We start from the raw sequence: 26,681 nt of genomic DNA, 5'->3' as shown, positions 1-26,681 counted from the left end.
GATCATGTCCGAAACAGGTGCGGCGTCCGATCGTCGCTGGTGGGCATTGCTGGTGTTGTCGATCGCGCAATTGCTTGTCGTCCTCGACGCGACGATCGTGACGATCTCGCTGCCCTACGCACAGACCGATCTCGGGATCCGAGACGCCGACAAGCAATGGGTGTTCACGGCCTACACGCTGATGTTCGGTGGTCTGCTGCTGCTGGGCGGCCGGCTGGCCGACTACGTCGGACGGCGGCGGATCTTCCTGACCGGCCTGGTTGGATTCGCGCTGGCCTCGGCGCTGGCCGGGGCGGCGACGAGCCCCGGGCTGCTGTTCGCGGGCCGGGCGCTGCAGGGCCTGTTCGCGGCACTGCTGGCGCCGTCGGCGCTGTCGCTGGTGTCGGTGACCTTCACCGCGCCGCAGGAGCGCGCCCGCGCCTTCGCCGTCTTCGGGGGCGTATCCGGCGCGGGCTTCGCGGTCGGGCTCATCGGCGGCGGAGCGCTGACGCAGTACGTGTCGTGGCGCTGGTGCCTGCTGGTCAATATTCCGATCGCGCTCGCCACCACGGCGGCGGCCCTGCTGGTCGTCGTCCGGGACGTGCCCGTTCGGCGCGACGGCGGCTACGACCTGCCGGGCGTGGTCTTCGTGACCGCGGGGCTGGCGAGCATCGTCTACGGGTTCAATCGTGCGGCACAGGCGGGCTGGGGTGCGACCAGTACCGTCGCCCTGTTGATGGTCGGCGTCTGCCTGCTGCTGGCCTTCGTCGCCATCGAGGCGCGGGTCGCCAATCCGCTGCTGCCCCTGCGTATTCCGGGCGAGATCAATCGAGGCGGCTCGTTCCTGGCCGCGCTGCTGGTCCCGGTCGCCATGTACGCGGTGTTCCTGTTCCTCAGCTACTACTTCCAGCAGACCCTCGGCTATTCACCATTGAAGGCCGGAATCGCGTTCCTGCCATTCCCGTTCGGCATCGTGGTCTCCGCGGGTATCGCCAGCAAGTTGTTGCCGCAGGTCGGGCCGCGCGTGCTGATGCTCGTCGGCGCGCTGCTCGGGGTCGTCGGCCTGATCTATCTGGCGCAGTTGCGTGTCGGTCAGTCCTACTGGGCGGCCGTGCTGCCCGCCGAGATCGTGATCGCGCTCGGCATGGCGCAGATCTTCGTGGCCATGCAGGCGACCGCCCTGTATGCGATCGACGATCGCGACGCGGGCGTGGCCAGTGGACTGTTGAACGCGGTACAGCAGATCGGCGCGTCGATCGGAACCGCGCTGCTGACCACGATCGCGGTGCAGGTCTCGACGCGATACGCACGCGATCACCCGCCCGCGCCGGACCTCCCGGCCCGTGCGGCGGTTCACAGCTATGACATCGGTTTCTATTGGGGTGCAGGATTTTTCGTAATCGCGGCTATCGTGGTCGCGATGACGATTCGGGTCCGGAGGCTCGAGCAGGTGACCGAATCCGACAGGTCGGCGGCGATACAGGTCTAGGCGATGCCTCATCGGGAGGGATGCGGTGTGAACGACAGACGGGCACTGGTGGCGGACGCGGCGATCCGAGTGATTGGACGGGTCGGACCGCGTGGCCTCACTCATCGAGCGGTCGACGAGGAGGCGCGCCTGCCCTCGGGGGCCCCTCGAACTGTTTCCGCACTCGCAGCGCGCTGATCGAGGGGGCGGTCCGCCGACTGGTCGACATCGAGCTGCTCGAATTCGCCTCCGGGGAGGACGCTTCGGTCCAACGCACCCTGGCGCGATTCGGATTTAGGCTCGAGGGCGTCCGATCGCCCGATGTCGCGCGGACCCTGCGGGATCAGCGGGAGCGGTTCATCGACCTCGCCGAGTCGACGGCGGCGAGCCGAGACCTCCCGCTGACGAGCGGCCAGTTCGTCGGGCTGATGCTGGGTCTGCAATTCGCGGAACTCTCCACCGGTGAGAAGCTGCTCGATGACGTGCTCACCTGGCTGTACCCGAATTCGATACCGGAACTGCCGCTGACCGATCCGCCGTCACCGTTGAACACGCCGTCGGCGAACAACGCCCCGACACCGGCGAGTCCCCGGCGTCGACCAACTCCGCGTATTTCGCGATCAGGTTCGTCACGGCATTGGCATCGGCGGCTGTGCTCACGCCCCCCGAGGGTAGGCGGGTGATCAGCTGGGTGGGCGCAGGGCGGCGAATTCGTCGGTGACCCGGATCTCGGAGTCGGTGAAGCGGTAGACGGCGGCGGGGCGGCCGCCCGCGCGGCCGGGGGAGGCGGTGTCGCCGGTGGGGGTGATCACCTTGCGGCGGGACAGGACTCGTTGGAGGTTGGTGGTGTCCACGTCGTACCCCAGTGCGGCGCAGTAGATCTCGCGCAGGGTCGACATGGTGAAGGTTGCCGGGGTCAGGCCGAAGGCGATATTGGTGTAGGAGAGCTTGGCGGCCAGGCGATTTCGGGCGTGGCGGACGACCGTGCCGTGGTCGAAGGACATGTCGGGCAGGGCCGAGACCGGGTGCCAGCGGGTGTCGTGGGGGAGGACCGGCTCGGCGGTCATCGGCACCAAACCCAAATAGGCCGAGGCGATTCGGCGATCGCCGGGGACGCGATACGGATCGCTGAAGACCCAGACCTGTTCCAGATGCGTAAGCTCGCGCACATCGACCTTCTCGGCGAGCTGGCGGGCGGCGGAGGTGTCGAGGTCCTCATCGTCGCGCAGGCGGCCGCCGGGCAGTGACCAGGTGCCCTTGGCCGGGTCGAGGGCACGTTCCCAGAGCAGGACCGCCAGTTCGGTGTGGTGGCCGGGCGGACAGCGGTCGGAGATGGTGATCTCACCCACACTAGTGCTCTCACCTGCACGGATGGTGTCCGGAAAGCGACGAACCTGGAACACCGCGGTAAGCGTTTCGTGGATGGTGCTACGATGGGCCACGTTTTCGATTGTAAGTCGAAAACCGGTTGGATGCGAATCGGCGAGGTTGCCGGGCGCATGAGAGAAGGAGCCATGCCATGGCTGCAGCAGTGGGCGCGACGATGACGCTGACCGAGCGCATCACGGACGGCCCGTCGGGATACTCCGGCGTGGAGGCCACCCCCGAATGGGCGGCGGAGATCAAGCGGCTTGCGCGTGAGCGCAATGCCACCATCCTGGCGCACAACTACCAGCTGCCCGAGATCCAGGACATCGCCGACCACGTGGGCGACTCCCTGGCCCTGTCCCGGATCGCCGCGGAGGCGCCCGAGGACACCATCGTCTTCTGCGGTGTGCACTTCATGGCCGAGACCGCCAAGATCCTCAGCCCCGAGAAGACCGTCCTCATCCCGGACCAGCGCGCGGGCTGCTCGCTGGCCGACTCCATCGCCGCCGAGGAACTGCGCGACTGGAAGGCCGACCACCCGGGCGCGCTGGTGGTCTCGTACGTGAACACCACCGCCGCGGTGAAGGCGCTGACCGACATCTGCTGCACCTCCTCCAATGCCGTCGACGTGGTCGCCTCCATCGACCCGGACCGCGAGGTGCTGTTCCTGCCGGACCAGTTCCTGGGCGCGCACGTCAAGCGCGTCACCGGCCGCGAGAACATGCACATCTGGATGGGCGAGTGCCACGTGCACGCCGGCATCAACGGCGACGAGCTCAACGAGCAGGCCCGCACCCACCCCGACGCCGAGCTGTTCGTGCACCCCGAATGCGGTTGCGCCACTTCGGCTCTCTACCTGGCGGGCGCGGGCGAGTTCCCGGCCGACCGGGTGCACATCCTGTCCACCGGCGGCATGATCGACGCCGCCAAGGCCGCGGCGGCGCGGAGCGCCAAAAATGGCTCAGCGAACCAGGTCCTGGTCGCCACCGAGGTCGGCATGCTGCACCAGCTGCGCAAGGCCGCCCCCGGCGTCGACTTCCAGGCCGTCAACGACCGCGCCTCCTGCCAGTACATGAAGATGATCACGCCCGCCGCCCTGCTCCGCTGCCTGGTGGAGAACCGCGACGAGGTCCACGTCGATGCCGAAACCGCTGCCCTGGCCCGCAACTCGGTGCAGCGCATGATCGAGATCGGCAACCCCGGCGGCGGCGAGTAGCCACGTCGTCCCCTGTCAGGGGAGGGATGAGCAATGGTGAATACATCGATTTCCATCACCTGGGAAGCCGAGGCGGATCTCGTCGTCGTGGGTGGCGGGGTGGCCGGCCTGACCGCCGCGCGGACCGCGTCCCTACGCGGACTGCGGGTGCTGACGCTCAGCAAGGGCGGGCCCACAGACACCTCCACGCAGTACGCGCAGGGCGGGATCGCGGTCGTTGCGCCGCACGGGGATTCGGTGGAATCGCACGTGCACGACACCGTGGTCGCCGGGGCCGGGCTGTGTGACGCCGAGGCGGTGCGGTCCATTGCCGAGGGCGGGCAGCACGCGGTGGCCGCGCTGACCGACCTGGGCGCGGTGTTCGATCTCGGGCGCGACGGTCAGGTGTCGCGGACCCGGGAGGGCGGGCACAGCACCCGCCGCATCATTCACGCGGGCGGTGACGCCACCGGTGCCGAGGTGCAGCGGGCGCTGAACACCGCCGGACTGCCGGTGCTGTTCGGGGCCGTCGTGCTCGACCTCGTGACCGGACCCGAGGGCGTGCGCGGCGTCATCGCGGTGTCGGGCAAGGGCTTCGGCATCGTGCACGCGCCCGCCGTGCTGCTCGCCACCGGCGGGCTGGGGCAGCTGTACGCGTGCAGCACCAATCCCGCCGGCGCCACCGCCGACGGCATCGCGCTGGCGCTGCGGGCCGGGGCGCTGGTGTCGGACCTGGAATTCGTGCAGTTCCACCCCACCGTGCTGTTCACGCCCGGCGGCCTGGGCCGCCGCCCGCTGATCAGCGAGGCGGTGCGCGGCGAGGGCGCGATTCTGGTGGACTCCGAAGGCAATTCGGTAACCGCGGGCGTGCACCCCCGCGGCGATCTGGCCCCGCGCGACGTGGTCTCCCGCGCCATCGAGGCCCGTATGCACGAACTCGGCACCGACCACGTGTATCTCGACGGCCGGTCGATCGACGGCTTCCCGCAACGATTCCCGACCATCACCGCCTCCTGCCTGGCCGCGGGCATCGACCCCACCACGGATCTGATCCCGGTCGCGCCTGCCGCGCACTTCCAGTGCGGCGGCATCCTCACCGACACCTCCGGCCGCGCCACGGTGCCCGGCCTCTACGCCGCCGGTGAGGTGGCCCGCACCGGCCTGCACGGCGCGAATCGCCTGGCCTCCAACAGCCTGCTCGAGGGCCTGGTGGTCGGCGAGCGTGCGGGCGCGGCGGCCGCCGAACGCCGGGGCGCGGCCCGCCCGATCGCCGAGGTCGGCCCGCTGCGCTTCCCCCGCGCGGATCGAAAGTTGCTGCAGGAGCTGATGACCGAGCACGCCTCGGTCGTCCGCGACGGAGACGGCCTGCGCGCCGCCATCCTGCGCATGGTCGGCCTGGTCGCCGACAATGCCGCGCCCGACATCACCGTCGAATGGGCGCTGAACCATCCCGCGAATGGTGCATACACGACACACGAGCCGCTGAACGGGAACGGCGCAGCCGTCGGCCGCGCCAACGGTGAAGTGCCGGACGGCGATCCGAACAGCGGTGCGAATCGGACAGCCGCTCGCGCGGTCGAGGCCGGTGTGCCGGACGGCCGGACCAGCGGTGCCGTGGACGCGTCGAGCGACGGCGCGGTCGCGCACTCCGATTCGGGGGCGGCGATCATTCGCGAGCTGGAGGACTCCGCGCTCACGCTGACCGCGCGGGCGCTGCTGGTCGCGGCGGCGGCGCGCACCGAGAGCCGCGGCTGCCATACGCGGTCGGATTACCCGGAGCCGCGGGAGGAATTGCGGCGCAGCACCGCGGTGCGGCTCGGGTCCGACGGGCGGCCGAAGCTGGTTGCCGACGGCGTCGAGCCGGGGCAGACGTGGGGTCGGGCCGCCGTGCCCGCCACCTCGTGACGGGCGTGGCCGCCATGCCGGAGCTCGCCGTCTCGCGCGGCTTCGCGGTCCGGAACGGCATCGCCCGGGGTACAGGACAAGTCATCGAACAAGGAGTGCAGCAATGACTCTCGACGCCGGACTGGATCGCGACGCGGTGGTCGCGCTCATCCGCACCGCCCTCGACGAGGATCTGCGGTACGGGCCCGATATCACCACGCTGGCCACGGTGCCCGCGGACGCGGTCGCCAAGGCGGACATGGCTTCTCGCCAGCCGGGCACGGTGGCGGGGCTGGATGTCGGCCTGCTGGTGCTCGACGAGGTGCTGGGCGCGGGCAATTACGAAGTCACCGGCCGTGTCGCTGACGGTACCCGGGTGCAGCCCGGTGATGTCGTGCTCAGCCTGGCCGCGCCCACCCGCGGCCTGCTCACCGCCGAGCGCACCCTGCTGAACCTGGTGTGCCACCTGTCCGGAATCGCCACCGCCACCTCCCAGTGGGTGGACGCGGTGGCGGGCACCGATTGCCGTATTCGTGACAGCCGTAAGACCCTGCCCGGCCTGCGGGCCCTGCAGAAGTACGCGGTGCGGGTCGGCGGTGGCGTCAATCACCGCATGGGCCTGGGCGATGCCGCGCTCATCAAGGACAACCACGTGGTGGCCGCGGGCTCGGTGGTTGCCGCGCTGCGCGCCGTGCGGGAGCTGAACCCGGACATCGAGTGCGAGGTCGAGGTGGACAGCCTCGATCAGCTCGACGCCGTGCTCGCGGAGGACGTGGAACTGGTGCTGCTGGACAACTTCCCGCTGTGGGCCACACAGGCGGCCGTGCAGCGCCGCAACACCCGGTCGCCGCGCACCAAACTCGAGTCCTCGGGCGGACTCTCGCTGGACATGGCGGCCGACTACGCCCGCACCGGCGTCGACTACCTGGCGGTCGGCGCGCTCACCCACTCCGTCCGGGTGCTGGACCTCGGACTCGATATGTGAGACGGCCCTTCCTGTCGATTCACCCCCGGTGTGCCGCTGCGCCGGGGGTGAATCGTCTGGTCAGCGCCGGTACACGGGCGGATCGACGAGCCAGCCGATGCCGCCGCAGCCGGTGCACAGGATGGCCGCCCCGCTCTCGGAACAGCCTGTGGCCCCGCTGCCTTCGCACCAGGCGCAGTACCGCCAGCCCCGATCGGGGTGGACGGTGTCGAGCAGAATATTGAGGAACCCTTGGATCGCCATGCAGAGTGAATCCCGTCGCTGGGCAGCAAACGCCCCAAGAATGCGGGACGGCTCCGGGCAATGTCCAGCAAAAGCCAGAGGGCTTTACAGACCGAATTCGTGCGGGTCCAGACGCAAAACCTGACAAGCCTCGCGAATCACCGTGAGCGCGTGTGCGCCGAGTTCGCCGTCGGATTGCCCGACGATCAACCCGATCCGCACCACCGCGGCCGCCTGCTCGGGATGGTCGGTGGCCTTGGAAATCTGCGCCATCACATAGGCGTGCCCGAAGGCCGGATCCATGATGAGCCGGGCGCAGTTGTCCTCGAACAGATTTCGCAGGTCCTCGGGCGAACGCAGGCGCAGGACCTCGTGCGCGCCGACCATCTGCGCCACCCGCATGCGCGCCGCGGGATCGATGCGCCCGTCGGTCGCCGACAGCACCGCGCACATACCCAGCGCCGCATCCCGGAAGGCGTCGCCCCACAGGTCGTTTCGCGGCGACGCGGGTGCGGGCCGCCCATCGGCGGAGCTACCGTGCGGCGCGCCGGCCGAATCGATGTGCGGTGCAGCCGGGGAGACCAGCCGATTCGTCAACGCCATGACACACTCCGAAAACTCGCCGAACCCCTGGACCTCCCCGTGTCCCGGCCCGGATCGTGCGAATAACAATGCCGACAGTAACAGCCTGCCGCCCGGTAGGCCCGCAGAATTTCTCCGAATACTCGTGGGCAGCAACCTCACAGTAGTGTCCGGGCCGGGCCGCAACCGTCGAAGACCCTGCCATGCAATGAGATCGACATTCGATCGCAAACTCGCAACCGATCTGCGGTACGGATCGCGGATCGGCGCGGCGGTATTCGACAGAGTGTCGGTGCGCAGGTCAGGCGGTGAGCTCGCGTTCTAGCGGCGTTCGGAACCGGGGGATCGGGCGGACATCGCCGTACCACGCCCCCATGCGTTCGGCTTCCGCGGCGATGGCGCGCTCGGCGTCGGAGCCCGCGTCTTCCAGCAGCCGCCAGACGATCTCGCCGTCCGGGCGCTGTGCCCAGCCGCCGATGATGCGGCCGTCCCACCAGACCGTCGGGCCGACATTGCCATTGCGGTCGAAGAGCGCGGACTGGTGCGAGCCGAGGTACCAGTCCCGGGACTGCCAGCCCATCGGCGTGGGGTCGAGGGCGGGCAACAGCGCGGCCCAGGGTTCCGGGGCCGGAGTCGATTCCAGATCGTCGGCGAGGACCAGCCCGGTCTCGCCACACAGGTCGACCTCGGCGGTATCCACCAGCGCGAGCGCCTTGCGGACCTCACCCAGCGTCCATCCGGTCCACCACTTGAGATCGCTCACCGGTGCGGGACCGAAGGCGCGCAACCACTTCCGGACCAGCTCCGCCCGCGCCTCGTCCACCGGCAGCGCCGGAATCCCCTCCGGCAGCCAGGATTCGACGGGCGCCCAGGTGTACTGGCTGCTGGCCCAGCTCCCATTGGGCCGTCCGCGCACGATCCGGCCCTCGCAGCCCAGCGTCACCAGCACCCAGGTGGTGATATTGGTCGGCTTGGAATAGGGCTTGCCCGGCGCGGTGTCGACCTGGGTCCGCAGCCGTGGCACCTCCTTGCCCAACTGCGCCCCGGTCGCGCTGCCCCGCGCCAGCAGCGCCGCATGCGTCTCGGCCTCGACCTCGTTCAGCCACGCGGTGACATTCCCGGTCACCGCCCCGGACTGTTCGATGTACCGCCCATAGGTCTTGCGCTGCTTGTGCGCCAAGGCATCCGCCACCGACGCCTGCAGCACCGGCACCAGGTCGACCGGCGCGACGAACATGGTGCGCCGCATGGCCAGCATGCGCAGCAGCGTCCGATCGTCGTAGAGCGCCTTATCCACGTGCCCGGGTTCGATGCCCACCCCGCGCGCCGCGACGGACAGGTAGACGGTGGCCGGATCGGTGGCGTGCAGCACCACCATCGACCGCACGATCTGTTCGACCGCGTCGTCGCGCACCCCGGCGGCCAGCCGGTGCCGCACCCCCAGCCGAGCCCGCCGCTCCGCGGCATCCATCGAACGCATGGTCGAATCCTAGCCTCTGTCACCCGAATTCGCGTGCACCTCGCCGCCCGGGAAATGCCCGGCGTGGATACCCGGCCGGGCCGTACGGACGTGCGACGATGCGGGACGTGGGTGTCCGGTGGCGAGGGATGCGGGTGGTCGGCGCGGTCGCGGGCGTGCTCGCGGCGACGGTGGTTGCGGCCCCGGTGGTTTCGAGTGCGCCACCCGGCGACGTGTCGATGCGGCCGGTGACCCTGACGGTGGACGGTGAGACCGCCACCGGCCGGGTCTACGAACCCGGCGGCGGCGCACGCGGCCTCATCGTGGCGGTGCACGGCCACGCCGGCAGTGCGAGCGACTTCCCCGACTACCTCGCCTCGATCGTCCGGCAGACCGGCGCGGCCCTGGTCACCATGGATCAGCGCTCCGACACCGGCACCTGGCGGACCGGGGAGTGGAACGTCTGGGCCGGCTGGCGCGACACCGTCGCGGCCACCCGGTGGTACCGCGGCGAGCACCCCGGCATCGGTCCCACGGTGCTGTGGGGCTGGAGTCAGGGCGGTGTGACCAGCGGGCTGGCCGCCGCCTATGCCCCGCCCGGCACCTACGACTACTGGGTCGACACCTTCGGCCACGCCGGCGACGTCACCGCCTGGCTCGAATCCGGCCTGGCCGGACCACAATTGCGGGCCGAGATCGAACGCGACGCGGGCGGCTGCACCCCGGTCACCTGCCTGCGGTCCTACCTCGACCGGTCACCGGTGCTCATGACCAACCGCATCGACGTCAAGCGCGCGGTCCTGCTGCACGGCACCGCCGACCCGGCGGTGCCCTACACCCAGTCGCTCGAAATGCGCGCCTCGCTGACCCTCTCCGGCCACCCGGTCTCGATGTACACCGTGGTCAGCGGCCGTGATCTGGAGGGCCGCGTGGTGCCCGGCGACCACGGCATCAATCCGGTGTTCTTCGAATCCGGTTGTGTGGTCCAGCGATTGCTGCTCGGCAGCGAACCGCTGGGCGGCGACCACGACTACCTCGTCGATGTCGCGGCCGGCGTGAACACCGCCCCGCCCGCGCCCCCGAACGCCAAATGCGCGGCCTGACCGCGGCCGCTCGCGTTGACCACGATCCGCCCGATCCGGTCCCGGTCAGTAGGCTCGCAGTCGATATCGGCGCGGTGAGATGGGATGAGACGCAATGAAAGTCGTGGTGGCTGGGGCGACGGGAGCGATCGGGCGGCCACTGGTCACGGCGCTGCGCCGGGCCGGGCATCAGGTGTACGCGCTCACCCGCGGCGGTCGCGGCGCCGAGGTCGCTCGCTCGCTCGGGGCCACCCCGCTGGTCGCCAATGTCATGGACCGCTCGGACCTGATGCGCGCCACCGAGCGACTCACCGCCGACGCGGTCATCCACCAGCTCACCTCCTACCGGTACTCGCCGCCGACCCACTATCACGCGCCGGGCCTGTTGCGCACCAACGCGTTACGCGAGATCGGCAGCAAGCACCTGGTGGAGCTGGCCCAGCGCACCGGCGCGCGCCGCTATCTCACCCAGTCGCTCATCCTCGGGTACGGCCTGCGCGACCACGGCTCGCGGCTGGTGACCGAGCAGGACCCGTTCGGTCGCATCCAAGGCGACGTCACCGACGGCATCATCGGCGCGCTGCACGAGGCCGAATCGAGCGCCTGGCGCGCACCCGGCATCGATGGAATCGCCCTGCGCTACGGCCTGTTCTACGGTCCCGGCGCGTCGGAGAGCTTCGTGCGGGCGCTGCGCCTGCGCATGTTCCCACTGCCGAGCACGGGGGCCGGATACGTCGGCTTCATCCACCTCGCCGATGCCGCCGCCGCGACCGTCGCCGCCCTCGAACGCGGCGCCCCCGGGCAGGCGTACAACATCGTCGACGACGAGCCGATCACCTGGGACACCATGTTCGACGCCATGGCCGAGACCGTCGGCGCGCGGCCGCCGCGCCGGCTCCCGGCGCGCCTGGTGCGCATGGCCTCACCGCTGGCGGCCGCCCAGATGCTGGACCTCTCCATCCGCGTCTCGAACGCCAAGGCGCGCGCCGACCTGGGCTGGAAGCCGATGTACCCCACCTACCGCGAGGGCCTGCCCACCCTGGCCGGCCCCGTGCGCTGACCCGGCACTCGCTGCCGCCGGAACACTTTCCCGCCGAATACCGTTGATCTCCGCGAATCCGGCGCAACAGGAAGGCGGCGATGACCACACCGGCGGACCCCTCGTACACCTGGCAGGGCGCGGACCTCGACCTGGACGCCTACCTGGCCCGGATCGGATTCACCGGCGAGCGCGCACCCACCCTGGCCACCCTGCGCGAACTCGTGCGCGCCCACACCACCACCATCCCGTTCGAGAACCTGGAGATAATTCTCGGCCGCGGTATCCCGCTGGATCCGGAAGCGCTGCAGGGCAAGCTGATCCGGCGGCGACGCGGCGGGTACTGCTACGAGAACGTCGGCCTGTTCGCCGCTGCGCTGGAGCGGCTCGGCTTCGAGTTCACCGCCATGTCGGGCCGCGTCACGCGCGGCGCGACCAATCTGCGCCCGGCTACCCACGCGCTGCTGCGGGTGAAGGCCGCGGACGACGAGCGCCGCTGGCTGTGCGATGTCGGATTCGGGTGGGGTCCGCTCGAACCGGTCGAGCTGGCCCCCAGTCGCGGTGAATTCAGCGCGGGCGCATGGCGTTTCCGGCTGGAGCGAACCGCCGCCGCCGGCGGCGGCGAGCTGTGGACGCTGTACCAGTTCGGCGGGGACGGCTGGGTGGACCGCCACACCTTCGTCACCACTCCGCAGTACCGCATCGACTTCGCGGTCGGGAACCACTACGTGTCGACCTCGTCGCGCTCGCCGTTCATCATGCGGCCGTTCGTGCAGCGCTTCCGCGCCGAGGTGCATCACCAGCTGGACGGCAGCACCTGGACCACCAGCTACCCGGACGGCTCGGAGTCGGTGCGCGAACTGGAGGTCGCCGAGTTGCCGAAGGTGCTCGCGGAGGTCTTCGACATCGAGCTCGACGAGGCGGACGCCGCGCAATTGATGCGCGCCGAGTGGCCCGCGGCGGTCTCCGCCCCGGCTCCAGGGGTGAAAGGAAGCTGAACGCCGTCGGTGTGCGGGAGCGAACACACACCAAACCAACTGGTCTATGTCCCGTCATAGATGCACTCCGACCAGCGATTTCGCGTAGCCGGTCACGCGGCGGTCACCCGATTGCGGCGTAGATCTCACCGAGATCTCGCTCATATCTCACGCTGACGTCGGAGATCCGCCCGTCGCCCGCTACACTCGTGCGGGGAAACGCGCGGGCAACCGCATTGTCACAGTCGTCTCGGAGAACTTCGGAGTAGTGCCATCGAAACCGGCCAAGTGATCGCAGGGCATTACCGCCTGGTCGAACGGATTGGTAGCGGCGGCACAGGTGTCGTCTGGCGAGCCGTGGATCAGCGGCTCGAACGTTCCGTGGCGGTCAAGCAGATCCTCACCCAGCCGAGCCTGTCGGATGCAGACAAGGACATCGTGCGGCAGCGCGCCGCACGCGAGGCTCGCAACGCGGCCCGGTTCCAGCACCCGAACGCCATCGTCGTATTCGACATCACCGAGCACGAGGGTGACCCGTGCCTGGTCATGGAGTATCTGCCGTCGCAGAGTCTGGCGGTGGTGCTGTCCGCGCAGGGCACGCTGCCGCTGCCGCAGGTCGCCCGCATCGGCGAACAGGTGGCATCCGCGCTCATCGCCGCGCATCGCGCCGGGATCGTCCACCGCGACGTCAAGCCCGGCAACATCCTGCTCGGCGACAACGGCGCCGTGAAGATCACCGACTTCGGCATCGCCAAGTCCAAGGGTGACGTCACGCTGACCGCCACCGGACTCATCTCCGGCACCGCCGCCTACCTCGCCCCCGAGGTCGCGCGCGGGGCGGAACCGACGCCGGCCGCGGATGTATTCGCCTTGGGCGCCACGCTCTTCCACGCACTGGAAGGCGAACCGCCGTACGGCACCAACCCGAATCCGCTGGCGCTGCTGTACGCGGCCGCCAACGGCCAGATCAGCGAACCGCGCAATGCCGGGCCGCTCAGCGATCTGCTGCTCAGCCTGCTCAGCTTCGAGCCGGAGGACCGGCCGAGCATGCTCGACGTGCGCGACATCATGGCCGAATTCGCCGAGGTCGGCCCGGATGCCGAGGCCACCCGGGTGCTGGCCGCCCGGCGCTCGGCCCCGGTCACCCCGTCGGCCGGCGCTGCTCAGCGCTCCGCGTCGCGGCAGACCACCCGGCAGATGGAGCGCCGCCAGTCGGCCGACATCCCGACCGGCGCCATGAGCCAGGCACAGCTGCTGGAGACCCCGCCGCCGCGCCCGCCCATGAACGCCGGCCCGCCGACCCGCAATCATCCGGCGCCCGAACCGGATTCGGGTTCCGGCTCCAAGAAGAAGCTGGTGTTGATCCTGGTGGCCGCGGTGGTCGTGGTGGTCGGCGGTATCACGTACGGCCTGGTCGGCAACTCCGGTTCGAACAGCTCCTCGGGCGCGGGCACGAACAGCAGCTCGGTGAAGGCGTCGGTCACGGCCAGCGCCACCAAGGGCGTGCCCTCGGGCCTCGGCCAGACCAAGAGCGCCGGGACGGTCAGCTTCGACGCCGCCGTCGATGCGGTGCAGTCGTTCTGGGATGACGTGACCTACACCCGGTACTCGGATGCCTGGAAGCTGCTGACCCCCGCCGCTCAGCAGGTCTACGGCAATCAGCAGGCGTTCCAGACGTATTGGACCGGGAACCCGGTCCAGAAGTACTCGAGCATCCGGGGCGCCAATGGCGGCGGCACGGTCAACCCCGATGGTTCGGTCGACATCGTGCTGGACTCGCTGCAGACCAAGAACGGCCCGACCAAGTCGGTGAACATGCGGGTGATCGACGCCGGCGGCGGCAGCCTGGAGATCGACAGCGATACCAAGTAAGCGCGGCAGCAACACCGCGCAACCCCGGCATCACATTGCGCCGCACTGGTTTCCGGTGCGGCGCAATGTGTTACGCGGGCGGGGGTACCGCGCCGGGTGGGTGGGAGACTCAGCCGAGTTTCGCCGGATCGGCGGCGAGAGACGCCAGCAGTCGTAGTCCGTCGGCGCTGGAGGAGCCGGGTTCGACGTGATGGGCGACCAGCGCCTGATCGGGATCGTCGGGGAGACGGAGGGTTTCGAAGCCGAGCTCCAGACGGCCCACGATCGGGTGGCGGTAGATATGCCGCCCGTGGGTCTTGTCCTTGAGCTCGTGCCGCTTCCACAGCTCCGCGAATTCCGGGCTCCGGGCGTTCATTTCGTCGATGAGGGCGGTGATGCGCGGGTCGCCCGGATTGCGGGCGGCATCCAGGCGCAGGTAGGCCACGGTGTCGGCGGCCTTGTCGTCCCAGTCCTCGTAGAGATCCTTCCCGCCCTCGTCCAGGAAGACCAGGTGCAGGAAGTCGCGCTGCGCGGGCGGGAGCGCGCCGAAATCCGTGATCAGGGCCGCGGCCAGGCGATTCCACGCCAGGACGCTGACACCGCGGCCGACGATGTAGGCCGGGACGTCGTGGGCGGTGTCCAGCAGCCGGCGCAGGCCCGGGCGCACCTCCTGCACGGCAGGCGGCTCCTCACCCGACCACGGGCGGGCCAGGCGGTAAAGATGGTCGCGCTCAACCTGATTCAGCCGCAGCACCCGCGCCACCGCGTCCAGCACCGACTCCGAGAACTGCAGGCTGCGGCCCTGTTCCAGGCGCACATAGTGATCCACACTGACCCCGGCCAGCAGCGCCAGCTCCTCGCGGCGCAGGCCCGGAACACGGCGGCGCGCACCGTGATCCACCAGACCCACCTCCGCGGGGCTGAGCCGGGCGCGGCGGGAGCGCAGGAATTCACCGAGTTCGGCGCGACGGTCCAAGGTCATGCCATCGATAACCACGAGCGCGGCCGATTCCATCCGGCACCGCATCCTGGTCACGCGGTGCCCAGGCAGACGCCGCACTGTTCGCCCCGCTCGCATCGGGCGAAAGTAGTGCTCAGCGCCGCAACGGACGGCGAAAGCCACACGAGGAGCACACATCATGACCTCCCTCCCCACCCGTCAGCTCGGCACCACCGACATGCACATCAGCCGGATCGGATTCGGCGCGTGGGCCGTCGGCGGTTCGGGCTGGCGTTACACCTGGGGCGCACAGGACGACGCCGATTCCATCGCCACCATCCGCCGGGCCGTGGAGGCCGGTGTCAACTGGATCGACACCGCCGCCGTCTACGGACTCGGCCACTCCGAGGAAGTGGTCGGCAAGGCGATCAGCGGACTGCCCGAGGCCGATCGGCCGTTCGTCTTCACCAAGGCCGGACTGGTCTGGGACGAGCACGACCGCGCCGCCGCCCATGCGGATCATGGCCGCCGCCAGCGTGCGCCGCGAGGTCGAGGACTCGCTGCGCCGGCTGAACGTCGAGCGCATCGACCTGTACCAGGTGCACTGGCCCGATACCGGTGCCTCCCTGGACTTCTCGGACCCCGACGGCGTCGACCCCGCGGCCGCGACCCCGCTCGAGGAGTACTGGCAGACCATGGCCGACCTGGTGCGGGCAGGCAAGGTACGCGCCATCGGCCTGTCCAATCACGATGTGCCGCAACTGGAGATCGCCGAGTCCGTCGCCCACATCGACGCCATCCAGCCCCAGTTCTCGCTGATCAAACGGGGCGCGGCCGACGAATTGGCCTGGGCGGCGGCGCATCACACCGGCGGCATCGTCTACCAGCCACAGCACTCCGGCCTGCTCACCGGGGCCTTCTCGGCCGAGCGCGTCGCGAGCCTGCCGGATGACGACTGGCGCAAGGGCTTCCCGGAGTTCACCACCGAACTCGACCGCAACCTCGCGCTGGTGGACGCGCTGCGTCCGATCGCCGCGGCCCACCACACCACCGTCGCCGCGGTCGCCATCGCCTGGACCCTGACCTGGCCCGGCGTCACCGGCGCCATCGCCGGCGCCCGCCGGCCCGAGCAGGTCGACGGCTGGATCGGGGGCGCCGCACTGGAATTGACCCCCGCCGATCTGGACGCGATCGCGATCGCGCTGCGCACCACCGGCGCGGGCGAGGGCCCGATCCAGCGCTGAGCGCCACCCGGATCCGAATACCCAGCACCGACTCCCGAAGGAGCACACCACCATGACCCTGCACGTCGTCGCCGAACTGCGCGCCGCCTCCGGCCAGGAGGACCGCCTCCGCACCGCCCTGGAAGCCATGATCGAACCCTCCCTGGCCGAACCCGGCTGCCTGTCCTATCAGCCCTTCACCAACCCGAACGATCCGGCCCACATGGTCGTGGTGGAGGAATGGCGGGACGCCGACGCCCTGGAGAAGCACTTCGCCACCGAGCACTTCCAGCATGTGGCCGGAGTCCTGGAGGGCGTCGTCGCCGAGCCCATGGTCATCCGCCGCCTCGTCGCCGAATAGCGGTCGAGCCTTCGATCCTCGCGCCCCCGGTGGGGGCGCGGTCACGCGCTGGGCCCGGATCAGGGTTCGCCCGAGCCGGATACGGCGCGGCCGGGGGAGCGGGGCATGTCGCATCCGGCACATGGGGTGCCGGGGATGGGGAACGCAGGTAGGGTCGGGCGCATGGGTACGCGGATTCGATCGACGGCGCTGCTGCTGTGCGCGCTCGTGGTCTCCGCGTGGGCGGTGCTGTACCTGGCCGCCGCCACCCCTGATTCGCTGCTCGTCCTCGGTGCGGCCGCGCTGGTCGCGGTGACCGCGGCGGTGCTGTCGGCGCGTGGTCCGCTGCTCGCGGCCACCGCGCACATCGGTCCGGCGGAATCGGCCGGACGGCGGCGCCGGGGCGCGTTCCTGCGGCAGAGCAATCCCGACGCCCCGGGCCGGCCGCGCCCGCGCGCACCCGGAGTCCTCGCGGCCTGACCGCGCCCGCACGACCTGTCACGGTCGTGCGCGCTGTCGGGTTCTCCGCCGTCCCGAATTCCTTTCGCCCGCACGCGTGTGCGGGCGCCGCGCAGCGAGGTACTCCGTGCTCGATTTCATCTACTACCCCGTGTCCGCCGTGCTGTGGTTGTGGCACACCGCTTTCGCGTCGCTGCTCGGCGCGACCAGTGGCCTGGCCTGGGTGCTGGCCATCGTCTTCCTCGTCATGACCCTGCGGGCCCTGCTGATCCGGCCGTTCATCGCGCAGTTGAAGTTCTCGCGCGCGCTGGCCGAGATGCAGCCGCAGATCCAGGAGATCAAGCGCAAGCACGCGGGCGACCGGGAGAAGCAGGCGCTGGCCATGCAGGAGCTACAGCGGGAGTCCGGCGTCAACGTGTTGACCGGTTTCCTGCCGATCATCGGGCAGACGCTGGTCTTCGTCGGGCTCTACCACGTGCTGCGGTCCTTCCAGCCCGGTCACACCCAGAACTATGTGTTCAATGCCGACCAGGTGCAGTCCTTCCTGCATGCCAAGCTGTTCGGCGCGCCCCTGGCCGCCACCCTGTCCACGGCCGGCCCGTCCTTCGGAACGGTTGCCGCCGTGGCGACTCCGCTCATGATCATCGCCGCGATCGCCACCCACTTCACCGCCCGCGCCGCGGTGGCCCGCCAGCCGGAGCCCGCCGAGGGCGCCGGGGGCTCGCAGGTCCGGATCATGAACACGTTGTCGCAGTGGGTCTTCCCCGCCGGAGCCCTGCTGGTCGGCCCGGTCATGCCGATCGCCATCCTGCTCTACTTCGTCACCCAGAACGCGTGGACCTTCGGCCAGCAGCATCTGGTGTCGGCCCGCTTCGGGCAGCAGGCGGCCGAGACCACCGCCTGAGCCGCACCGGCGGCGCCGAACATCGTGTCGGAGGTCACTCGGTCCGCACGGTTGCCCGGGTCGCCGTACGAGGCCCGCCCGGCGGGCACGCCATCACCGCCGGTCCGGCCCATCTTCCCCGCGTGAAAGCCCTCGGCACCGCCCTGGACTGCCTCGGTCCCGACGGCTTACACGTGGCGATCCGGCTCGCGAGCTCGGCCGCGACGAAAAGCGCTGGCGGTGACCCGATAGTCTGGTAGCTGGTCGCAAGCGGTTTCGGCCGCTCGCGAACCCCTCGACATCAGCACAGACAAGGACTGCACAGCGCTATGACTAGCCGCATCGAGCTCGCCCGCGTGGATCTGCGCGGACGTACTCCCACTGCTGCCGAACTGCGCGCGGCTCTGCCGCGTGGGGGCGTCGACGTGGACTCGGTGCTGCATCATGTGCGACCGGTCGTGGAGGCCATCCGGGATCGGGGCGTCGAGGCCGCGCTGGAATTCAGCGAGAAGTTCGACGGTGTGCGGCCCACCGCGGTGCGCGTGCCCGCCGCCGAACTGGACAAGGCCCTGGCCGAGCTGGACCCGGCTGTGCGCGCGGCCCTCGAGGTCGCCATCGAGCGCACCCGCAAGGTCCACGACGATCAGCGCCGCACCGACAAGACCACCCAGGTGGTGCCCGGCGGCACCGTGACCGAGCGGTGGGTGCCGGTGGAGCGGGTCGGCCTGTACGTGCCGGGCGGCAATGCCGTCTACCCGTCCTCGGTTGTCATGAACGTGGTTCCCGCGCAGGCCGCGGGCGTGGACTCGCTGGTGGTCGCTTCGCCGCCGCAGGCGCAGTTCGGCGGGCTGCCGCACCCGACCATCCTGGCTGCCGCCAAGCTGCTGGGCGTCGAGGAGGTGTGGGCGGTCGGCGGTGCGCAGGCCGTGGCGCTGCTGTCCTACGGCGGCACCGACACCGACGGCGCACAGCTGGAACCGGTCGACCTGATCACCGGCCCGGGCAATATCTATGTGACGGCCGCCAAGCGGCTGTGCCGCGGCCTGGTCGGCATCGACGCCGAGGCCGGGCCCACCGAGATCGCCATCCTCGCCGACGCCACCGCCGATCCGGTGCACGTGGCCGCCGACCTCATCTCGCAGGCCGAGCACGACGTGCTGGCCGCCAGCGTGCTGGTGACCGACAGCGTCGAGCTCGCCGACGCCGTGGACGCGGCGCTGACCGCGCAGATGACCGTGGTCAAGCACCACGACCGTGTCGCGCAGGCGCTGTCGGGCAAGCAGTCCGGCACCGTGCTGGTCGACGACATCGCCCAGGGCCTGCGCGTGGTCAACGCCTATGCCGCCGAGCACCTCGAGATCCAGACCGCCGATGCGTCCGCGGTCGCGGCCCGGGTCCGTTCCGCCGGAGCGGTTTTCGTCGGCGCGTGGTCGCCGGTCTCCCTCGGCGACTACTGCGCCGGATCCAACCACGTGCTGCCCACCGCCGGATGTGCCCGGCACTCTTCGGGTTTGAGCGTGCAGACCTTCCTGCGCGGCATCCACGTCGTCGAGTACTCCGAGGCGGCGCTGAAGGATGTCTCCGGGCACGTGGTCGCACTGGCCAATGCCGAGGACCTGCCCGCGCACGGCCAGGCCGTGCAGGCGCGATTCGGAGAGCTGCGGTGAGCGCCCAGGCCGGACCGGAAGAAGGCACCGTGACAGTCCCCGGATCGAATATCTCGCTCGACGATCTGCCGCTGCGGGAGAACCTGCGCGGCAAGAGTCCTTACGGCGCACCGCAATTGACCGTCCCGGTGCAGCTGAACACCAACGAGAACCCGCACCCGCCCAGTAAGGCCCTCGTCGACGACGTCGCCGAATCCGTGCGCGGCGCGGCCGCCGACCTGCACCGCTACCCGGATCGCGACGCGGTCGGGCTGCGCGCCGATCTGGCCGCCTACCTGACCCGGCAGACCGGCGTCGCGGTGGACACGGCGAACGTGTGGGCCGCCAACGGCTCCAACGAGATCCTGCAGCAGCTGCTGCAGGCGTTCGGCGGACCCGGCCGCAGCGCGCTGGGTTTCGTGCCCTCGTACTCGATGCACCCGATCATCTCCGAGGGCATCGACACCGAGTGGATCGAGGCCAAGCGCAACGGCGACTTCTCCCTCGACATCGACTACGCGGTGCTGACGGTGGGGGAGAAGAGCCCCGACGTGGTCTTCGTGACCAGCCCCAACAACCCGACCGGGCACAGCATTCCGCTCGCGGACCTGGAACGCATCCTCGCGGCCGCGCCCGGCATCGTGGTGGTGGACGAGGCGTACGGTGAGTTCTCCTCGGCGCCCAGCGCGATCAGCCTGATCGACAAGTACCCCACCAAGCTGGTGGTCAGCCGCACCATGTCCAAGGCGTTCGCCTTCGCGGGCGGGCGACTGGGCTACCTGGTGGCCGCACCCGCGGTCATCGACGCCATGCTGCTGGTGCGCCTGCCCTACCACCTGTCCGTGGTCACCCAGGCCGCGGCGCGGGCGGCGCTGCGGCACGCGGACGAAACCCTGGGCAGCGTGGCCGAATTGGCGGCGCAGCGCGATCGGGTCATGGCGGCGCTGGCCGAGCTGGGTTACGAGGTCATTCCCTCCGACGCCAACTTCGTGCTGTTCGGCCGCTTCGCCGACGCGCCGCGCGCCTGGCAGCGCTACCTCGACGAGGGCGTGCTCATCCGCGATGTCGGCATCCCCGGCTACCTGCGCACCACCATCGGCCTGGCCGCCGAGAACGACGAATTCCTGCGCGTCAGCGCGAAACTGGCGTCCGAGGAGCTGATCGCCCGATGACCACCGACCGTGCCGACCGCATCGCCCGGGTCGAGCGCACCACCCGCGAATCCAGCATCGTGGTGGAGCTCAATCTGGACGGCTCCGGCAAGACCGACATCTCCACCGGCGTCCCCTTCTACGACCACATGCTGACCGCCTTCGGCCAGCACGGCAGCTTCGACCTGACGGTGCAGGCCAAGGGCGACATCGAGATCGAGGCCCACCACACCGTCGAGGACACCGCCATCGTCATCGGCCAGGCCCTGGGCCGGGCGCTCGGCGACAAGAAGGGCATCCGCCGCTTCGGCGACTGCTTCATCCCGATGGACGAGACCCTCGCGCACGCCGTCGTCGACGTGTCCGGGCGGCCGTACTGCGTGCACACCGGCGAGCCGGATCACATGCTGCACACCATCATTCCGAGTGTGGCCCCGACCGCGTCCTACTCGACCGTGATCAACCGCCACGTGTTCGAGTCGATCGCGCTCAACGCCCGCATCGCCCTGCACATACGCGTGCTCTACGGCCGCGACCAGCACCACATCACCGAGGCCGAATACAAGGCCGTGGCACGGGCTTTGCGTGCCGCCGTCGAATACGACCCGCGCGTGTCCGGCGTCCCCTCCACGAAGGGCTCGCTATGACCAAGAAGATCGCCCTGCTCGACTACGGCTCCGGCAACCTGCACTCGGCGAGCCGCGCCCTGGCCCGCACGGGTGCGGATGTCACCATTACCGCCGACCCCGAAATCGCCTTGAACGCAGACGGTCTCGTGGTCCCCGGCGTCGGCGCGTACGCGGCCTGTATGGCGGGCCTGCTGTCCGTGCGCGGTGACCGCATCATCGGCAGGCGCCTCGCCGGCGGCCGCCCCGTCCTCGGCATCTGCGTCGGCATGCAGATCCTGTTCGAACGCGGCGTCGAATTCGGGGTCGAAACCGAGGGGTGCGGCGAATGGCCCGGCACCGTCGAGCGTCTGGACGCTCCCGTCCTCCCGCACATGGGCTGGAACACCGTGAAGGCCCCCGAGGACAGCGTCCTGTTCGCGGGCATGGACGCCGACACCCGCTTCTACTTCGTCCACTCCTACGCCGCCCAGCACTGGGCCTGGACCGACGACGGCGGCTCCCAGATCGCCCCGGCCAAGCTGACCTGGGCCGAACACGGCGTCCCGTTCCTCGCCGCGGTGGAGAACGGCCCGCTGTCCGCCACCCAGTTCCACCCGGAGAAGTCCGGCGACGCGGGGGCCCAACTCCTGCGCAACTGGATCGACTCGATCTGATCGGCCCCCCAAACGGCCGAAACCCCCGCTCTCGCGGGGGTTTCGGTGTTTCTAGGCTGCTGACGGCGTGGGTCGGGCGCCGACCGACCAGATGGGGGTGGAGGCGACGCTCGAGAACCGCCAGTCGTCGAGGGTGCGGACGGCGTCGAAGCGATAGACCTCGCCGAGCGTCAAGCGCGGTTGGGAGCCGAGGGTGGGGTCCTGGGCGGGACCCCAGGCGAAGACGACCAGGAGGTTGGCGCGGACCTTGGCGGTGTCGCCGTCCAGATCGATCAGGATGCCGCTGATGACGTGCTGGATCTGCCGGTCGGGGGAGTGGTTTCGGCCGGCCTGGGTGACCAGGGCGGTGCGGCCGATGGCCAGGCCGCCGGGGGTGCGCGCGGTGGCATCGGCGGTGTAGAGGGCAGCGAGCTCCTCCCAGTCGCCTTCATCGAGGGCGCGGCCGAGGCGGTGGACCAGCTCGGTGATCTCGAATTTGTCTGCCAGGTCCCGGAATTGCCGGGTGGCGGTGTCGATCGCGTTCATGGCTACGGTCTTTCGATGAGATTGTTGGTTACTCCAACGTTGGTAAGGCCAATGTTAGCCGATTGTGGGTGTCTCCAACAAGGTTGCTAGATTCCTCCCATGGACACCGCGCCCGAAGGCGCCTCCGGCCGGCTGCGCGCTCTTCCCACCCGCCTCATCGGTCAGGTCGCGATCATCGCCAACCGCTGCACCGAGAAAGCTCTGGAGCCCACCGGTTCCCGCCGCTACCACTACGCCCTGCTGGCCACCCTCGACGAACACGGCCCCCTCAGCCAGGCGGAGGCGGGCCGACGCACCTGCATCGACCGCAGCGACGTGGTCGCCGCGGTCAACGACCTGGCCGACCGCGGCCTCCTGCGCCGCACCCCGGACCCCACCGACCGTCGCCGCAACACCCTCACCCTCACCCCCGCCGGGCGGGCCCACCTGGCCGACCTCGACGAACGTCTGGAAGTGGCCCAGCGAGAACTACTCCCGGGCTTCACCGCAGCCGAACGCGCCAACTTCGTCCTGACCCTGAACCGCGTCCTCGAATCCCACACCCGAGACGGCTGACCCCCGCCTCAGCACTTGGTCGAGCCGGGCGTCACGGTCGCCCCGGACACCTCCGGCGGCCGCCCGGCCATCTGCACCTTGCTTCCGTCCCAATGGAATTGGACGCAGTAGAAGGTTCCGTCCGGGCAAGCATTACAGCTGCGGGGGATCATGTACCGCAGGCCCACGCTGTCGTCGGTGGTGTGGTTCGGATCCGGGGAGATGAACGAATTCCACCGGGGATCCGCCGTGCCGATGTAGCTCCCGCGATGGAACAGCAAGACCTGCATGGGTGAGCTGGCCGTCGCCCCCTCGATCGTGATCAAGTACGCCGACAAGGTCGAGCAGATGTCATTGACCGTCGTCCGCGCCCCCACCGCGGGCAACGCCCACTTCCACGGCGTCCCCGGCACCACTTCCACCGGAGCCAATGTGGCGGCGGCACTTCGAATCACCCCGGACTCGGGCTTGCACGGCTGCGCTCCCGTCCCCGCCGCGGTCGACGGCGCCCCGCCGCCCGAAGTCTGCGCCGTGGTCCCCGCGGTGGTCACCGCCGTCGGCGCCCCGGCCTGCGCCGCGGTGCTCGCCGTCGGGCCGGGCCGCGCCCCCGACCCGCCGCTGTCGCCGCACCCGGCCGCCCCGCCGACCAGCACCAGCGCCGCCAGCCCGATCCCCACCTTCCGCACGACCATCCCCACCTTCCGCACGACGAGCTCCCTTCGATCGACCCCTGTCTCCCCACAGCGTGACACCGCCTGCTTCCCCCCGCCCGGAAATCGTTCCCGCAGTGTGTCGGCGGCTGACACGGTTCACCCTGCGCTCGGTGTGACGGCGGGCAACCACTAGGCTTACCCCGTGAGTCTTGTGCTGCTACCTGCCGTCGATGTCGCCAATGGTGAGGCTGTGCGCCTGGTTCAGGGGGAGGCGGGCAGCGAAACCAGCTACGGTTCGCCGCGCGACGCCGCGCTGGCCTGGCAGCACGCCGGTGCGGAGTGGGTGCATCTGGTCGACCTGGACGCCGCGTTCGGCAAGGGCTCCAACCGCGAACTTCTGGCCGAGGTGATCGGCGAACTCGATGTGAAGGTCGAGCTGTCGGGCGGGATTCGGGACGACGAGTCGTTGAAGGCCGCGCTGGCCACCGGCTGCGCGCGCGTCAACCTGGGCACCGCGGCGATCGAGAATCCGGAGTGGTGTGCCCGGGCGATCGGCGAGTACGGCGACAAGATCGCCGTCGGCATGGATGTGAAGCTCATCGACGGCGAGTGGCGGCTGCGCGGCCGCGGCTGGGTGACCGACGGCGGCGACCTGTGGGAGGTGCTCGAGCGCCTCGAGCGGGACGGCTGCTCGCGGTACGTGGTCACCGACGTCTCCAAGGACGGCACGCTGACCGGGCCGAACCTGGACCTGCTGAGCCAGGTCGCCAATGCGTGTGAGGCCCCGGTCATCGCTTCGGGCGGCATCTCCCAGCTCGACGACCTGCGTGCCATCGCGACGCTGGTGGACGAGGGCGTCGAGGGCGCGATCATCGGCAAGGCCCTCTACGCGGGCCGGTTCACCCTGCCCGAAGCCTTGGCCGCGGTTCGCTAGCGCCGTGGCCGCCGAACTCGCCGAACTGCTCGGCATCGCCAGTGACGTTCTCGACTCCGCCGCACCGCGTTTCGTCGAGGGCATCGGGGCGCCGAGCGCGGTCGAGAAGGGGCGCAACGACTTCGCCACCGCACTCGACCTGGAGCTCGAGCGCACCATCTCGCAGCGGCTGGGCGAACGCACCGGAATCCCGGTGCACGGTGAGGAATTCGGCGGTCCGCAGCTGACCTCCGGCACCGCCTGGGTGCTGGACCCCATCGACGGCACCTTCAACTACTCGGCGGGCAGTCCCATGTGCGGCATGCTGCTGGCACTGGTGCGCGACGGCGTCCCGGTCATCGGTCTGACCTGGCTGCCGATCCTGGGCCAGCGCTACGCGGCGGTCGCGGACGGCCCGCTGCTGCTGAACGGCAACCCGCTGCCGCGCCTGGCCCCGGCCAAGCTCGCCACCGCGATGATCGGCTTCGGCAGCTTCAATATCGATGGGGCTGGCCGGATTCCGGGCATCTTCCGCTTCAATCTGCTGGGTGCGCTGAGCCGGCTGTCCGGCCGCCAGCGCATGTACGGCTCCACCGGCATCGACCTGGCCTACACCGCCTCGGGAATTCTGGGTGGGGCCGTGGTGTTCGGACATCATCCGTGGGACAACGCCGCGGGCGTGGCCCTGGTCCGGGCCGCAGGCGGCATGGTCACCGACCTGCTGGGCCGGGACTGGACCATCGAATCCGGTTCGGTGCTGGCCGCCGCCCCCGGCGTGCACGAGGAACTACTGGACCTGATCGCGGATACCGCCGATCGGGTCCGAGGAGAGGCATAGCAATGCTGAAGACAGAGGTCATGAAATGACGTTGGCAGTACGCGTGATTCCGTGCCTGGACGTGGACGCCGGGCGCGTGGTCAAGGGCGTCAACTTCGAAAACCTCAGGGACGCGGGCGATCCCGTGGAACTCGCGGCCACCTACGACGCCCAGGGCGCCGACGAGCTGACCTTCCTCGATGTCACCGCCTCCACCGGCGACCGCGGCACCATGATCGACGTGGTCACCCGCACCGCCGAGCAGATCTTCATCCCGCTCACCGTCGGCGGCGGCGTGCGCACCGTCGAGGATGTGGACCGGCTGCTGCGCGCGGGCGCGGACAAGGTGTCGGTGAACACCGCCGCCATCGCCCGCCCCGAGGTGCTGCGTGAAATGTCGGAGCGGTTCGGCTCCCAGTGCATCGTGCTGTCGGTCGACGCCCGCACCGTTCCCGAGGGCCAACCCGCGACCCCGTCCGGCTGGGAGGTCACCACCCACGGCGGCAAGCGCGGCACCGGTATCGACGCCGTCGAATGGGCCGTGCGCGGAGCCGAACTGGGCGTCGGCGAGATCCTGCTCAACTCCATGGACGCCGACGGCACCAAGGCGGGCTTCGACCTGCCCATGATCCGCGCCGTTCGCGCCGCGGTCTCGGTGCCGGTCATCGCCTCCGGTGGCGCGGGCAAGGTCGCCGACTTCGCGCCCGCCGTGCAATCCGGCGCGGACGCGGTGCTCGCCGCCAGCGTCTTCCACTTCGGCGACCTCACCATCGGCCAGGTCAAGGACGCCATGCGCGCGGAAGGAATCACCGTCCGATGAGCACCCTGGATCCGGAGATCGCGCGCCGCCTCAAGCGCAACTCCGACGGGCTGTTCGCCGCCATCGCGCAGGAGAAGAGCACCGGCGACGTGCTCATGATGGCGTGGATGGACGACGAGGCGCTGGCCCGCACCCTGGAAACCCGCAAGGGCACCTACTATTCGCGATCGCGCCAGCAGTACTGGGTCAAAGGCGAGACCTCCGGCCACACCCAGTACGTGCACGAGGTACGACTGGACTGCGACGGCGACACCGTCCTGCTGGTCGTCGACCAGGAGGGCGCGGCCTGCCACACGGGCACCCACACCTGCTTCGACACCGACGTGCTGCTGTCCCAGGGACACCGGCTGCTCACCGACGAGGGCTGAGCGGCAACGGTTTCCGGCCTGGTCGGGCAAGCTCGG

The 26,681-nt window shown here is 70.0% G+C and carries 29 protein-coding genes and 1 pseudogene; 23 read left to right on the top strand and 7 right to left on the bottom strand.

The features are described 5' to 3' along the window. The first annotated feature begins 4 nt into the window (after positions 1-4). Both ACIRRA_RS21830 and ACIRRA_RS21825 read left to right on the top strand, forming a co-directional pair. Positions 5-1,468 (top strand): MFS transporter, encoded by a 1,464-nt coding sequence (locus ACIRRA_RS21830; protein WP_402770816.1) that lies wholly within the window; start codon positions 5-7, stop codon positions 1,466-1,468. A 20-nt stretch (positions 1,469-1,488) separates the two neighbouring features. Then, on the top strand, positions 1,489-2,130 hold the full coding sequence (locus ACIRRA_RS21825; protein WP_402770813.1) for a hypothetical protein: 642 nt from the start codon (positions 1,489-1,491) through the stop codon (positions 2,128-2,130). Here the strand turns inward: ACIRRA_RS21825 and ACIRRA_RS21820 are convergent, their stop codons facing one another. Then, entirely contained in the window at positions 2,131-2,889 is a 759-nt protein-coding gene (locus ACIRRA_RS21820; RefSeq protein ID WP_402770810.1) for an NUDIX hydrolase, read from the bottom strand. A 77-nt stretch (positions 2,890-2,966) separates the two neighbouring features. Between ACIRRA_RS21820 and nadA the strand changes: the two genes are divergently transcribed. The 3 genes from nadA (at position 2,967) to nadC (ending at position 6,879) form a co-directional block, all read left to right on the top strand. After that, the gene (nadA, locus tag ACIRRA_RS21815) at positions 2,967-4,031 is read left to right on the top strand and encodes a quinolinate synthase NadA (protein ID WP_402770807.1); all 1,065 of its coding nucleotides are present in this window, start codon (positions 2,967-2,969) and stop codon (positions 4,029-4,031) included. A gap of 33 nt (positions 4,032-4,064) precedes the next feature. Next, positions 4,065-5,915, top strand: a complete 1,851-nt coding sequence (locus tag ACIRRA_RS21810; RefSeq protein WP_402770804.1) for an L-aspartate oxidase — start codon at positions 4,065-4,067, stop codon at positions 5,913-5,915. A 103-nt stretch (positions 5,916-6,018) separates the two neighbouring features. Beyond that, a complete protein-coding gene (gene nadC, locus ACIRRA_RS21805; RefSeq protein ID WP_402770801.1) occupies positions 6,019-6,879 on the top strand; it encodes a carboxylating nicotinate-nucleotide diphosphorylase in 861 nt (286 codons plus the stop codon). 60 nt (positions 6,880-6,939) lie between these two features. Here nadC and ACIRRA_RS21800 read toward each other — a convergent pair whose 3' ends face one another. The 3 genes from ACIRRA_RS21800 to ACIRRA_RS21790 all read right to left on the bottom strand — a co-directional run bounded on the left by ACIRRA_RS21800 (position 6,940) and on the right by ACIRRA_RS21790 (position 9,163). Further along, positions 6,940-7,122: a hypothetical protein gene (locus tag ACIRRA_RS21800; RefSeq protein ID WP_402770798.1), complete on the bottom strand. Its 183-nt coding sequence runs from the start codon at positions 7,120-7,122 to the stop codon at positions 6,940-6,942. An 84-nt stretch (positions 7,123-7,206) separates the two neighbouring features. Continuing rightward, the gene (locus ACIRRA_RS21795) at positions 7,207-7,704 is read right to left on the bottom strand and encodes a tellurite resistance TerB family protein (protein WP_402770795.1); all 498 of its coding nucleotides are present in this window, start codon (positions 7,702-7,704) and stop codon (positions 7,207-7,209) included. Between the two features lie 280 nt (positions 7,705-7,984). Continuing rightward, positions 7,985-9,163, bottom strand: a complete 1,179-nt coding sequence (locus ACIRRA_RS21790; RefSeq protein WP_402770792.1) for a winged helix DNA-binding domain-containing protein — start codon at positions 9,161-9,163, stop codon at positions 7,985-7,987. Between the two features lie 107 nt (positions 9,164-9,270). On the opposite strand from ACIRRA_RS21790, the gene ACIRRA_RS21785 reads away from it, so the two are divergent. The 4 genes from ACIRRA_RS21785 to ACIRRA_RS21770 all read left to right on the top strand — a co-directional run bounded on the left by ACIRRA_RS21785 (position 9,271) and on the right by ACIRRA_RS21770 (position 14,112). After that, a complete protein-coding gene (locus tag ACIRRA_RS21785; protein WP_402770789.1) occupies positions 9,271-10,245 on the top strand; it encodes an alpha/beta hydrolase family protein in 975 nt (324 codons plus the stop codon). 94 nt (positions 10,246-10,339) lie between these two features. Next, positions 10,340-11,284 carry an NAD-dependent epimerase/dehydratase family protein gene (locus ACIRRA_RS21780; protein WP_402770786.1) on the top strand — a complete coding sequence of 315 codons (945 nt, stop codon included), beginning with the start codon at positions 10,340-10,342 and terminating at the stop codon, positions 11,282-11,284. 80 nt (positions 11,285-11,364) lie between these two features. Then, the gene (locus ACIRRA_RS21775; protein ID WP_402770783.1) at positions 11,365-12,261 is read left to right on the top strand and encodes an arylamine N-acetyltransferase; all 897 of its coding nucleotides are present in this window, start codon (positions 11,365-11,367) and stop codon (positions 12,259-12,261) included. Between the two features lie 267 nt (positions 12,262-12,528). Continuing rightward, positions 12,529-14,112, top strand: a complete 1,584-nt coding sequence (locus ACIRRA_RS21770; RefSeq protein ID WP_402770781.1) for a protein kinase — start codon at positions 12,529-12,531, stop codon at positions 14,110-14,112. 109 nt (positions 14,113-14,221) lie between these two features. Here the strand turns inward: ACIRRA_RS21770 and ACIRRA_RS21765 are convergent, their stop codons facing one another. Further along, positions 14,222-15,106 carry a helix-turn-helix transcriptional regulator gene (locus ACIRRA_RS21765; RefSeq protein ID WP_402770778.1) on the bottom strand — a complete coding sequence of 295 codons (885 nt, stop codon included), beginning with the start codon at positions 15,104-15,106 and terminating at the stop codon, positions 14,222-14,224. A 124-nt stretch (positions 15,107-15,230) separates the two neighbouring features. Between ACIRRA_RS21765 and ACIRRA_RS21760 the strand changes: the two are divergent. From ACIRRA_RS21760 to hisH, 8 genes and pseudogenes are all read left to right on the top strand, one after another. Further along, positions 15,231-16,275, top strand: a pseudogene (locus tag ACIRRA_RS21760) (aldo/keto reductase). Between the two features lie 52 nt (positions 16,276-16,327). Next, positions 16,328-16,615, top strand: coding sequence for a putative quinol monooxygenase (locus ACIRRA_RS21755; RefSeq protein WP_402770775.1), 288 nt, complete (start codon positions 16,328-16,330; stop codon positions 16,613-16,615). 162 nt (positions 16,616-16,777) lie between these two features. Beyond that, positions 16,778-17,074, top strand: a complete 297-nt coding sequence (locus ACIRRA_RS21750; RefSeq protein ID WP_379389838.1) for a DUF6412 domain-containing protein — start codon at positions 16,778-16,780, stop codon at positions 17,072-17,074. A 106-nt stretch (positions 17,075-17,180) separates the two neighbouring features. Then, positions 17,181-17,957, top strand: coding sequence for a membrane protein insertase YidC (gene yidC, locus ACIRRA_RS21745; protein ID WP_402770772.1), 777 nt, complete (start codon positions 17,181-17,183; stop codon positions 17,955-17,957). 308 nt (positions 17,958-18,265) lie between these two features. Further along, entirely contained in the window at positions 18,266-19,603 is a 1,338-nt protein-coding gene (gene hisD, locus ACIRRA_RS21740; RefSeq protein WP_402770769.1) for a histidinol dehydrogenase, read from the top strand. Between the two features lie 29 nt (positions 19,604-19,632). Further along, complete coding sequence (locus ACIRRA_RS21735; RefSeq protein ID WP_402770766.1) at positions 19,633-20,754, top strand: histidinol-phosphate transaminase; 1,122 nt, start codon at positions 19,633-19,635, stop codon at positions 20,752-20,754. Further along, positions 20,751-21,380 (top strand): imidazoleglycerol-phosphate dehydratase HisB, encoded by a 630-nt coding sequence (hisB, locus tag ACIRRA_RS21730; RefSeq protein WP_402770763.1) that lies wholly within the window; start codon positions 20,751-20,753, stop codon positions 21,378-21,380. The genes ACIRRA_RS21735 and hisB overlap by 4 nt, the downstream gene beginning before the upstream one ends. Beyond that, complete coding sequence (gene hisH, locus ACIRRA_RS21725) at positions 21,377-22,015, top strand: imidazole glycerol phosphate synthase subunit HisH (protein WP_402770760.1); 639 nt, start codon at positions 21,377-21,379, stop codon at positions 22,013-22,015. The genes hisB and hisH overlap by 4 nt, the downstream gene beginning before the upstream one ends. Positions 22,016-22,066: 51 nt before the next feature. Here hisH and ACIRRA_RS21720 read toward each other — a convergent pair whose 3' ends face one another. Then, complete coding sequence (locus ACIRRA_RS21720) at positions 22,067-22,540, bottom strand: nuclear transport factor 2 family protein (RefSeq protein WP_402770757.1); 474 nt, start codon at positions 22,538-22,540, stop codon at positions 22,067-22,069. A 99-nt stretch (positions 22,541-22,639) separates the two neighbouring features. On the opposite strand from ACIRRA_RS21720, the gene ACIRRA_RS21715 reads away from it, so the two are divergent. Beyond that, positions 22,640-23,095 carry a MarR family winged helix-turn-helix transcriptional regulator gene (locus ACIRRA_RS21715; RefSeq protein ID WP_402770755.1) on the top strand — a complete coding sequence of 152 codons (456 nt, stop codon included), beginning with the start codon at positions 22,640-22,642 and terminating at the stop codon, positions 23,093-23,095. 8 nt (positions 23,096-23,103) lie between these two features. Here the strand turns inward: ACIRRA_RS21715 and ACIRRA_RS21710 are convergent, their stop codons facing one another. After that, positions 23,104-23,451, bottom strand: a complete 348-nt coding sequence (locus ACIRRA_RS21710) for an LppP/LprE family lipoprotein (protein ID WP_402770895.1) — start codon at positions 23,449-23,451, stop codon at positions 23,104-23,106. Between ACIRRA_RS21710 and ACIRRA_RS21705 the strand changes: the two genes are divergently transcribed. From ACIRRA_RS21705 to hisI, 5 genes are read left to right on the top strand one after another with little or no spacing between them, the layout of a single operon-like run. Then, positions 23,363-23,920, top strand: coding sequence for a hypothetical protein (locus ACIRRA_RS21705; RefSeq protein ID WP_402770903.1), 558 nt, complete (start codon positions 23,363-23,365; stop codon positions 23,918-23,920). The genes ACIRRA_RS21710 and ACIRRA_RS21705 overlap by 89 nt on opposite strands. Positions 23,921-23,929: 9 nt before the next feature. After that, positions 23,930-24,661, top strand: coding sequence for a bifunctional 1-(5-phosphoribosyl)-5-((5-phosphoribosylamino)methylideneamino)imidazole-4-carboxamide isomerase/phosphoribosylanthranilate isomerase PriA (gene priA, locus ACIRRA_RS21700; protein WP_354846023.1), 732 nt, complete (start codon positions 23,930-23,932; stop codon positions 24,659-24,661). Positions 24,662-24,665: 4 nt separating this feature from the next. Then, entirely contained in the window at positions 24,666-25,478 is an 813-nt protein-coding gene (locus ACIRRA_RS21695; RefSeq protein ID WP_402770751.1) for an inositol monophosphatase family protein, read from the top strand. 25 nt (positions 25,479-25,503) lie between these two features. After that, entirely contained in the window at positions 25,504-26,277 is a 774-nt protein-coding gene (gene hisF, locus ACIRRA_RS21690; RefSeq protein WP_402770748.1) for an imidazole glycerol phosphate synthase subunit HisF, read from the top strand. Then, positions 26,274-26,645, top strand: a complete 372-nt coding sequence (hisI, locus tag ACIRRA_RS21685) for a phosphoribosyl-AMP cyclohydrolase (protein WP_402770745.1) — start codon at positions 26,274-26,276, stop codon at positions 26,643-26,645. Before hisF ends, hisI begins: the two co-directional genes overlap by 4 nt. Positions 26,646-26,681 lie beyond the last annotated feature (36 nt).

Origin of the sequence: Nocardia sp. NPDC101769, assembly GCF_044766925.1 — a bacterium.
In the GTDB taxonomy this organism is placed as follows: Bacteria; Actinomycetota; Actinomycetes; order Mycobacteriales; family Mycobacteriaceae; genus Nocardia.
This window is presented reverse-complemented; position numbering and strand designations above follow the sequence as displayed.

Coding starts and splice junctions, on each gene's coding strand:
- ACIRRA_RS21780 (WP_402770786.1), top strand. CDS start 10,340: ATGAAAGTCGTGGTGGCTGGGGCGACGGGAGCGATCGGGCGGCCACTG.
- ACIRRA_RS21775 (WP_402770783.1), top strand. CDS start 11,365: ATGACCACACCGGCGGACCCCTCGTACACCTGGCAGGGCGCGGACCTC.
- ACIRRA_RS21795 (WP_402770795.1), bottom strand. CDS start 7,704: ATGGCGTTGACGAATCGGCTGGTCTCCCCGGCTGCACCGCACATCGAT.
- ACIRRA_RS21765 (WP_402770778.1), bottom strand. CDS start 15,106: ATGGAATCGGCCGCGCTCGTGGTTATCGATGGCATGACCTTGGACCGT.
- hisD (WP_402770769.1), top strand. CDS start 18,266: ATGACTAGCCGCATCGAGCTCGCCCGCGTGGATCTGCGCGGACGTACT.
- ACIRRA_RS21825 (WP_402770813.1), top strand. CDS start 1,489: ATGCGGTGTGAACGACAGACGGGCACTGGTGGCGGACGCGGCGATCCG.
- ACIRRA_RS21830 (WP_402770816.1), top strand. CDS start 5: ATGTCCGAAACAGGTGCGGCGTCCGATCGTCGCTGGTGGGCATTGCTG.
- ACIRRA_RS21705 (WP_402770903.1), top strand. CDS start 23,363: ATGGGTGAGCTGGCCGTCGCCCCCTCGATCGTGATCAAGTACGCCGAC.
- ACIRRA_RS21790 (WP_402770792.1), bottom strand. CDS start 9,163: ATGCGTTCGATGGATGCCGCGGAGCGGCGGGCTCGGCTGGGGGTGCGG.
- ACIRRA_RS21715 (WP_402770755.1), top strand. CDS start 22,640: ATGGACACCGCGCCCGAAGGCGCCTCCGGCCGGCTGCGCGCTCTTCCC.
- ACIRRA_RS21800 (WP_402770798.1), bottom strand. CDS start 7,122: ATGGCGATCCAAGGGTTCCTCAATATTCTGCTCGACACCGTCCACCCC.
- hisH (WP_402770760.1), top strand. CDS start 21,377: ATGACCAAGAAGATCGCCCTGCTCGACTACGGCTCCGGCAACCTGCAC.
- nadC (WP_402770801.1), top strand. CDS start 6,019: ATGACTCTCGACGCCGGACTGGATCGCGACGCGGTGGTCGCGCTCATC.
- ACIRRA_RS21755 (WP_402770775.1), top strand. CDS start 16,328: ATGACCCTGCACGTCGTCGCCGAACTGCGCGCCGCCTCCGGCCAGGAG.
- ACIRRA_RS21810 (WP_402770804.1), top strand. CDS start 4,065: ATGGTGAATACATCGATTTCCATCACCTGGGAAGCCGAGGCGGATCTC.
- ACIRRA_RS21720 (WP_402770757.1), bottom strand. CDS start 22,540: ATGAACGCGATCGACACCGCCACCCGGCAATTCCGGGACCTGGCAGAC.
- hisF (WP_402770748.1), top strand. CDS start 25,504: ATGACGTTGGCAGTACGCGTGATTCCGTGCCTGGACGTGGACGCCGGG.
- ACIRRA_RS21750 (WP_379389838.1), top strand. CDS start 16,778: ATGGGTACGCGGATTCGATCGACGGCGCTGCTGCTGTGCGCGCTCGTG.
- hisB (WP_402770763.1), top strand. CDS start 20,751: ATGACCACCGACCGTGCCGACCGCATCGCCCGGGTCGAGCGCACCACC.
- hisI (WP_402770745.1), top strand. CDS start 26,274: ATGAGCACCCTGGATCCGGAGATCGCGCGCCGCCTCAAGCGCAACTCC.
- nadA (WP_402770807.1), top strand. CDS start 2,967: ATGGCTGCAGCAGTGGGCGCGACGATGACGCTGACCGAGCGCATCACG.